This is a genomic window from Actinomadura sp. BRA 177 (assembly GCF_013372625.1).
Taxonomy (GTDB): domain Bacteria; phylum Actinomycetota; class Actinomycetes; order Streptosporangiales; family Streptosporangiaceae; genus Spirillospora.
Genome location: NZ_JABXFD010000398.1, coordinates 1 through 6,725 on the forward strand (window position 1 = coordinate 1; position 6,725 = coordinate 6,725).

Genomic DNA, 6,725 nt, shown 5'->3' on the forward strand with positions numbered 1-6,725 from the left:
TCATCAAGTCAATGGCCCCCGACGACGGCACAGACAACGCCTAACACCGCCCGCGCCCCGGAGGCGGGTGGCTTCCGGGGCGCGGGCGGTGTTAGGCGTTGTCTGTGCCGTCGTCGGGGGCCATTGACTTGATGATGCGGTCCAGGTCTTCGAGGGTGGCGAACTCGACCACGATCTTGCCCTTGTTGCGGCCCATGTCCACGCGGACCTTGGTCTCGTAGCGGTCGGAGAGGCGGTCGGCCAACTCCTTCAGGCCGGGGGCGACCGGCTTCTTCCGGCGGCCCTGGCGCGGGGCCTTCGGCTCGTCCTCGACCTCGCGGAGGGCGATCATCTCCTCCAGGGCGCGGACGGAGAGGCCCTCCTGGACGATCCGCTGGGCCAGGTGCTCCTGAGCCTCGATGCTGTCGAGGGAGAGCAGGGCGCGGGCGTGGCCGGCGGACAGGACGCCGGCGGCCACCCGGCGCTGGACGGCAGGCGGCAGGTTCAGCAGCCGGAGCGTGTTGGTGATGTGCGGACGCGACCGCCCGATGCGTCCGGCGAGCTGCTCGTGGGTGGCGCCGAAGTCCTGCAGCAGCTGCTGGTACGCGGCGGCCTCCTCCAGCGGGTTGAGCTGCTGGCGGTGGAGGTTCTCCATGAGCGCGTCACGGAGCAGGTCGTTGTCACCGGTGTCGCGGACGATCGCCGGAATGACGTCCAGCCCGGCCATCCGGGACGCCCGCCACCGGCGTTCGCCCATGATCAGCTCGTAGTCGTGCGAGTCCGAATCGGACTTGCGGACCACGATCGGCTGCAGCAGGCCGACGATGCCGATCGACTCGGCGAGCTCCTGCAGCGCCTGCTCGTCAAAATGCTCACGCGGCTGGCGAGGGTTGACCGTGATGGACCCGACCGGCAGCTCCGCGAAATGGGCGCCGGCGACCGGTTCGAGAGCCGGTCCGGGGGCGGCGGCGCCGTTCGGGACGGCACCGCCCGGGAATCCCGGCTCTCCCGCACTGCCGGGTTCGTCCGCCGTCGGCGGGGGCGGAGCGGTGGGAATGAGGGCGCCGAGCCCCTTGCCCAGACCGCGTCGCTGCTGGCTCACTGGACAGCTCCTCCGTGGGCCATCTCCGAGGCCGCTTCACTGTAGGCGAGCGCGCCGCTCGAACCGGGGTCGTAGGTCATGACGGACTGCCCGTAGCTCGGGGCCTCCGACACCCGCACGCTGCGGGGGATCACCGTGTTGAGGACGACGTTGCCGAAGTGGTTCCGGACGTCCTCGGCCACCTGCGCGGCGAGCCGCGTCCGGGCGTCGTACATCGTGAGCAGGATGGTGGACACCTTCAGTTTCTGGTTGAGGTGCGCCTTGACGAGGTCGACGGTGCGGATCAGCTGCCCGAGCCCCTCCAGCGCGTAGTACTCGCACTGGATCGGGATCAGCAGCTCGTCCCCGCCGACGAGCGCGTTCACGGTGAGCAAGCCCAAGGACGGCGGGCAGTCGATCAGCACATAGTCGAACTTTTCGGTCTCGTAGGCATCGAGCGCCCGCCGAAGCCGTGACTCACGGGCCACTTTGGAGACGAGTTCGATCTCGGCGCCCGCGAGGTTGAGTGTCGCGGGCGCGCAGTACAGGTTGGGGATCTCCGGCGCTTTGACGACGATGTCCGCGAGCGCCATGTCCTCGATCAGCACGTCGTAGATCGACGGGACTTCCGCATGGTGCTCGACGCCGAGCGCGGTGGACGCGTTCCCCTGCGGGTCGAGGTCGACCACGAGCACCTGCGCGCCGTGCATGGCGAGGGACGCGGCGAGATTCACCGAACTGGTGGTCTTGCCCACGCCGCCCTTCTGGTTGGCGATGGTGATGACGCGGCATCTGTCCGGCCGCGGCCACTCCCGTTCCCTGCGGCCCGACATGGCCTTGAGTGCGTTGACCGCTGTTTCACGTGAAACCTTGGCGTCCTTGAGCGCCTCGCGCACGAGTTCTGACTCCCCCTGATTCGGTCCCTTGCGCGGCCCCGGCGGATGCGCGCCGGCGTTCGTCGGAACGTATCCGACGTTCTCCGCGGTACCGGACGTCGTGTTACTCCACATCGCGTGCCCGGAGGGCGTGGTCCCCGGGCCTGGGACTCCCTGCGTCCCACCGGCGGACGGCGCCTGCGCGCCCTCGTCCGCTCCGGATCCGCCCAGGCCGGACGGCTGCTCGTCGGGGGATTCGTCGGCGCGGTCAGGCCGGCCCAGTCCTGGTCCCGTGCTCATGAAGACCTCTTCCTCGACCCTTTGGCACGCCGGGGGGCGCGCTGTCGTCGCCCGACAACCTCACCTCGGCCGGCGACCACACGGACGAGTGTTGTCGGCGGGTCGACCATACCGCGCCCAACTTGCAGCAGTTCCGTCGAGCGCGCCCCGAGCCGCTTCAGGACGGGCTCCGCCTCGTCCAGTTCGGCCTGGGCCCGTTCGCCCTTGAGCGCGAGGAGTTCGCCGCCCGGACGCAGCAGCGGAAGGGCCCACTTCGCGAGGCGTTCGAGAGGCGCGACCGCTCGCGCGGTGGCCACGTCCACCGAGAACTCCTTCGTCACCTCCTCGGCCCGGGCCCGGCGCACCTCGACGTTCTCCAGGCCGAGCATCTGGACGCACTCGTCCAAGAAGGTGGTGCGGCGCAGCAGCGGCTCGAGCAGGGTGATCCGCAGGTCGGGCCGGACGATCGCGAGGACGATGCCGGGAAGCCCCGCGCCCGAGCCGATGTCGACGACCTGCGCGCCCGCCGGGACGGCCTCGGACACCACCGCGCAGTTGATCAGGTGGCGTTCCCAGAGCCGGTCGACCTCGCGCGGCCCGATGAGCCCGCGCTCGACCCCGGCGTCCCCGAGGAACGCCGCATACCGCTCCGCGACCGGCAGCGCCTCATCGAATACCTCACGTGCAATCCCCACCAGACGAATCGTTCCACATGACGGGGCGGCCGCGTACCCGCGAAACGTCCCTGTGGATAAGTCCGGGCGTCGGGGCGGACGGACCCTTGCGTTATGGCAAGAACCACATGACCCCACGGCATATTCGAGACCCGCCGGGTAGGGGTGCTGTGTCGCCCGACCGTCCCCCCGGAAGGAGCTCCGACACATGGGAATCGGAGTCAGTCTCGCATTCATCGCCGTGGGCGCGATCCTCGCGTTCGCCCTGCGCGTCGACCTCAGTGGCATCGACATCCACCTGGTCGGCTGGATCCTGATTCTGGTGGGGCTGGCCAGCATGGCCTTCACCTACAAGTACACGCGGCCGCGGCGCCAGGCCGGCCGAGTCGTCGGCGCCGACCCCGCCTACGGGGACGAGCCCGGAACCGTCGTCCGCGAAGAGCACATCATCGAGGACCCCGCCCCCATCGGACGTCCGGCCGAGCGAGTCGAACGGGTGATCGAACACCCGGCGGACGAGGGCGTGACGCACGGCCACGTCGCGCAGGACCCGGCGTTCGCCCAGGATCCCGCGCACGCCCAGGACCCGGCGGAGGAGAACCGGCCGTCCGTCGTGGACTCCGGTGACCGCATCCCGCCGCGCCGCAGGTGGCGGCGCACCGCTCGCCGATAACACGGACTCGGGTACCCGCTCGGTGTGCTTGGGCGGCGGTGCACACCGAGCTCCAGGGGCCCCGCGCCGGCCAGGGCGCGGGGCCCTCCCGCGTCCGCCGAGGCAGAAAGGCGACCGGCCCCGCTGCCGGGTGGGCAGCGGGGCCGGTCGGGAAGAAAGGTGATCCGGTCGCCCGGATCGGACGGTCAAGCGGGGTAGACGACGACGTAGCGGTCGGGCTCCTCGCCCTCGGACTCACTGCGCAGGCCGGCGGCCGCCACCGCGTCGTGGACGATCTTGCGCTCGAACGGCGTCATCGGGGCGAGCGGCTTCGACTCGCCGGCCTGCTGGACCTCGTCCGCGACGTCCGTGCCCAGCTTGGTGAGCTCGGCGCGCCGGCGCTCCCGGTAGCCGCCGACGTCGAGCATGAGGCGGGTGCGGTTGCCCGTCTGGCGGTGGACGGCCAGCCGGGTCAGCTCCTGCAGCGCCTCCAGGACCTCGCCGCGCTTGCCGACCAGCTCGTCCAGTGAGGCACCGACGACGGCGACCATCGCGCGCTCGCCTTCGACGTCCATGTCGATGTCACCGTCGTAGTCACCGATGTCCAGCAGGCCCTCGATGTAGTCGGCGGCGATCTCGCCTTCCTGCTCGAGCGCCTGGACGTCGACCTCAGTGGTGTCGGTCTGGCTCAACGGGGTCTCCTTATCCGGCACGTGCTCGGGGATCAAACTAGCGCTTCTGGGTACCGCTGCGCTTGCTGCGCGGCTTGCGGGTCGGCTGGTTCCGCACGGTCTTCGGCGTTTCCTCAGGTTCGGGCGCCGGCTCCGGCTCCTTCTTCAGCCTCGTCTTCGCCTTGGCGCCGGACGGGCTCTGCCCGTTCTTCGACGCGGCGGCCTTGGCGCCCGCCGTCTTCGCACCGCCCGCCTTCGTACCACCCGTCTTCGTGCCGGCCGCCTTCGCACCGCCCGCCTTGGTGCCGGCCTTCGCGGTGGTGGTCGTCGTGGCCTCGCCGTTGGTGCCGGGCGGCGGGTACTTCTTGTAGATGTAGTGCTGCTGCGCCAGCGTCCAGCTGTTGGACGTGACCCAGTACATGAGGACGCCCAGCGGGAAGCCGAGACCGAACAGGCCGAACAGCGGCGCGAAGAACACCATCATCTTCTGCGCCTGCATCATCGGGTTGGCGTCGTCGGTGACGGGCTGCCGCTTCATGCTGGCCCGGACGGTGAAGAACGTCGTGACGGAGCTGATCACCACGGCGATGCCGGTGACGACGATCGCCGTCCAGCTCTTCGGGTCGGCGCCCCACGCGTTCAGGAACGTGTCGGGGATGTGCGCACCGAAGATGTTGGCGTTCTGCGCGCTCGCCACCAGGTCGGACGAGACGGCGAAGACGCTCTGCCCCGGCTTGGCGTCCGAGATCCGCTTCAGCGTCTGGAACAGCCCGATGAAGATCGGCATCTGCACCAGGAGCGGCAGGCAGCCCGACAGCGGGTTGGCGCCGTTCTCCTGGTAGAGCTTCATGACCTCCTGGTTCATGCGCTGCTTGTCGTTCTTGTACTTCTTGCGCAGCGCCTGGACCTTGGGGTTCAGTTCCTGCATCTTCCGCGAAGCGTGGATCTGCTTCACGAAGAGGGGGACGAGGATGAGCCGCAGCAGGACGGTCAGCAGGATGATCGAACCGCCCCACGCCCATCCGCTGTCCTTGGGGACGACCGTACTGAGCCCCGTGTGAATCCACACGATGAGCTGAGAGACGATCTCGTACAACCAATCAAGCACCGGGCAGCTCCTTGGGCTCTGCTAGGGCGTGGCCGCTCTCCTCGCGGCCGGAGTTCGAGGAGGCCGCCGCGGATCGCTGGGGAGGGGTCGTCCCCTCGGAATCCCCGGAGAAGACGGACGGTCCCTCTGAGAACGAACCAGCGGACTCCCCGGATTCCCCGGAAGGGGGCTTTCCGGACGTCTTCTTCGGCGGCACCGGGTCGTAACCCCCCGGATTGAAGGGGTGGCACCGCGCGATCCGGCGGGCCGTCAGCCACGTGCCGCGCAGCGCCCCGTGCACCTGGAGCGCCTCCAGGCCGTACGCACTGCAGGTCGGGTGGAAACGGCACTGCTGCCCGAGCAGGGGACTCAAGAAGCGGCGGTAGGCGCGGATGAGAAGGATCAGCACGGTCGCGACGGGACCGGGACGCCGGCCCGTCTCGTGCTGTGCGGGGGACGCGGTCCCCTGCCGACTCCTCATCTTCGCCCCTTGGACGCGGGCCGCAGCAGCCGGTCGAGTGCCGACTCCAGATCCGCGGCCAGTTCGTCTGGACGCGCCTCACCCGCGCGGGGGTTGGCGCGCACTACGAGCAGGCTACCCGCTGGGAGCCGGTCGAGGTGCGGGCGCATCAGGTGGCGGAGCCGGCGCCGCGCCGTGTTCCGGACGACGGCGTTGCCGACGGTGCGCGCCACGATGAACCCGACCAGCGGCGGGACGTCCGCCGCCGGTGCGTCGTCCGGGCGGAGCAGATGAACCACGACAGTCGGCCGTCCGGCGCGGCGACCGCGCCGGACGGCCAACGTGAAGTCGTCCCGCCGCCGCATCCGGTTGCCGGACGGCAGCACAGTGCAGGGTGGCTCAGACCGCGACGCGGGCGCGGCCCTTGCCGCGCCGGCCGGACAGGATCGCGCGGCCGGCGCGCGTGCGCATCCGCAGCCGGAAGCCGTGCTTCTTGTGGCGACGACGGTTGTTCGGCTGGAAAGTACGCTTGCTCACTTGAGGCTCCAGTGCTGCGGTCGGTTCCGAAAGGCTCGATAGGTCGCGTCGAGGGCCGCGTCCGGTCCCCCGCAGCGGGGGCCCACCCGGACTCGCCTGGAGGGGCTGCCGGCGGGCACGCGGCATCTCCGTCGATGCGACTCGACCTCAGCACGTTACGGGCTCCCCGGCTGCCCGGTCAAACGGAGCACCCCTCCACACCAATGGCCGGACGACCTCACCGCATGGACGCACGAGCCGCGCGCGAGCTCGCGCGACCATTTGCGTCCGAGCACGCACCCAGTCCCAACCCTTCACCGCTCCTGCGCTGGCCCTTATACACATCTCCGCGCCCCCGAGACGGCCTCCTGTCTCGTATGCCGTCCTCTGCTTGACACAACAAAAACTCTTTCGTACTCCTTTCGCAGACACCACGCGCATACCGCACACA

The 6,725-nt window shown here is 69.8% G+C and carries 8 protein-coding genes and 1 pseudogene; 1 reads left to right on the forward strand and 8 read right to left on the reverse strand.

All coding sequences use genetic code 11. From position 1 onward, the window contains the following. Positions 1-91: 91 nt before the first annotated feature. The 3 genes from HUX53_RS23710 to rsmG all read right to left on the reverse strand — a co-directional run bounded on the left by HUX53_RS23710 (position 92) and on the right by rsmG (position 2,909). Positions 92-1,081, reverse strand: a complete 990-nt coding sequence (locus HUX53_RS23710) for a ParB/RepB/Spo0J family partition protein (protein ID WP_176405432.1) — start codon at positions 1,079-1,081, stop codon at positions 92-94. Continuing rightward, the gene (locus HUX53_RS23715; protein ID WP_176405439.1) at positions 1,078-1,893 is read right to left on the reverse strand and encodes a ParA family protein; all 816 of its coding nucleotides are present in this window, start codon (positions 1,891-1,893) and stop codon (positions 1,078-1,080) included. Before HUX53_RS23715 ends, HUX53_RS23710 begins: the two co-directional genes overlap by 4 nt. A gap of 338 nt (positions 1,894-2,231) precedes the next feature. Further along, entirely contained in the window at positions 2,232-2,909 is a 678-nt protein-coding gene (gene rsmG, locus HUX53_RS23720; protein WP_309237399.1) for a 16S rRNA (guanine(527)-N(7))-methyltransferase RsmG, read from the reverse strand. 187 nt (positions 2,910-3,096) lie between these two features. On the opposite strand from rsmG, the gene HUX53_RS23725 reads away from it, so the two are divergent. Further along, positions 3,097-3,561: a DUF6458 family protein gene (locus tag HUX53_RS23725; protein ID WP_176405434.1), complete on the forward strand. Its 465-nt coding sequence runs from the start codon at positions 3,097-3,099 to the stop codon at positions 3,559-3,561. A gap of 185 nt (positions 3,562-3,746) precedes the next feature. Here HUX53_RS23725 and HUX53_RS23730 read toward each other — a convergent pair whose 3' ends face one another. The 5 genes and pseudogenes from HUX53_RS23730 to rpmH all read right to left on the reverse strand — a co-directional run bounded on the left by HUX53_RS23730 (position 3,747) and on the right by rpmH (position 6,295). Beyond that, complete coding sequence (locus HUX53_RS23730) at positions 3,747-4,232, reverse strand: R3H domain-containing nucleic acid-binding protein (RefSeq protein ID WP_176405435.1); 486 nt, start codon at positions 4,230-4,232, stop codon at positions 3,747-3,749. A gap of 37 nt (positions 4,233-4,269) precedes the next feature. Further along, the gene (gene yidC, locus HUX53_RS23735; protein WP_176405436.1) at positions 4,270-5,319 is read right to left on the reverse strand and encodes a membrane protein insertase YidC; all 1,050 of its coding nucleotides are present in this window, start codon (positions 5,317-5,319) and stop codon (positions 4,270-4,272) included. Positions 5,320-5,476: 157 nt separating this feature from the next. Beyond that, a pseudogene (gene yidD, locus HUX53_RS41440) lies at positions 5,477-5,779 on the reverse strand (membrane protein insertion efficiency factor YidD); the annotation flags it as partial. Continuing rightward, complete coding sequence (gene rnpA / locus HUX53_RS23745; RefSeq protein WP_176405438.1) at positions 5,776-6,144, reverse strand: ribonuclease P protein component; 369 nt, start codon at positions 6,142-6,144, stop codon at positions 5,776-5,778. The gene rnpA and the pseudogene yidD, both read right to left, overlap by 4 nt. Before the next feature lie 13 nt (positions 6,145-6,157). Then, positions 6,158-6,295, reverse strand: a complete 138-nt coding sequence (gene rpmH, locus HUX53_RS23750; protein WP_067628126.1) for a 50S ribosomal protein L34 — start codon at positions 6,293-6,295, stop codon at positions 6,158-6,160. Between the last annotated feature and the right edge of the window lie 430 nt (positions 6,296-6,725).